Source organism: Arthrobacter sp. AL05, assembly GCF_029960715.1.
Taxonomy (GTDB): domain Bacteria; phylum Actinomycetota; class Actinomycetes; order Actinomycetales; family Micrococcaceae; genus Arthrobacter.
This window is the reverse complement of sequence record NZ_JASBRC010000053.1, coordinates 1-1,073: the sequence shown is the minus strand read 5'-3', so window position 1 is coordinate 1,073 and position 1,073 is coordinate 1. Positions and strand designations below refer to the sequence as shown.

Here is a 1,073-nt window from a genome sequence, read left to right as displayed (position 1 = left end):
TGTAATAACCACGGACGTTGGTGACAGGCGGCGTGGATAGGTGACAAAAAGAAGACCTCCGGGTGGAGTGGGGCTTGTCTAGAGTCCAGTTCCACAAACGGAGGTCTTCATGTCCCACCCTAATGCCTTTCTCGCGCCCAAGGGCCGGCTGCTACTGGCCAGATGCGTAGTCGATGACGGGTGGCCGTTGCGTCGGGCCGCAGAGCGGTTCCAGGTCTCCGTACCGACAGCGGCACGCTGGGCAGAGCGTTACCGCGAACACGGCGAGGACGGGATGGAAGACCGCTCCAGCAGGCCCCTTGTGTCGCCCTCGAGGACCCCGCAACGGCGGGCGCGGCGGATCATCGCGCTGCGCGTGAACCGGCGGTGGGGGCCGGCCCGGATCGGGTATCTGCTGGGCCTCCACCCATCAACCGTGCACAAGGTCCTTTCCCGGTTCGGGCTGGCGAAACTCTCGTGGCTGGACCGTGCCACGGGCCGGGTGATCCGCCGCTACGAGCACGAGAAGCCCGGGGACATGATCCACGTCGACATCAAGAAACTCGGACGCATCCCCGACGGCGGCGGGCACCGCGTCATGGACCGGGCAGCGGGCAAGAAAAACAAGACAGGGACCGCGGCGAACCGGCGCCCCGGCTACGCCTACCTGCACAACGCCGTGGATGACCACTCACGCTTCGCCTACACCGAGATCCTCGACGACGAGAAGAAAGAGACCGCCGCCGGCTTCTGGGAACGCGCCAACCAGGCCCTCAACGCCGCCGGCATCACCGTGAAGCGCGTCCTCACAGACAACGGCTCCTGCTACCGCTCCCACGCCTTCCAAGACGCCCTGGGCCCGGACATCACACACAAACGAACCCGGCCCTACCGGCCCCAGACCAACGGCAAAGTAGAGCGCTACAACCGCACCATGCTCGAGGAATGGGCCTACGCCCGCCCCTACAACTCAGAGGCCGAGCGCGTGGCTGCTTTCCCAGCCTGGCTCCATGACTACAATCATCACCGAGGCCACACCTCACTCAAGGGTCAGCCACCAGCAAGCCGCGTCACTAACCTCCGTGGTTAATACA

General features: G+C 65.0%; 1 protein-coding gene. It reads left to right on the top strand.

The annotated features are described in order from the left end of the window. Positions 1-109 precede the first annotated feature (109 nt). Positions 110-1,069 (top strand): IS481 family transposase, encoded by a 960-nt coding sequence (locus QK287_RS18400; protein ID WP_226775797.1) that lies wholly within the window; start codon positions 110-112, stop codon positions 1,067-1,069. Positions 1,070-1,073 lie beyond the last annotated feature (4 nt).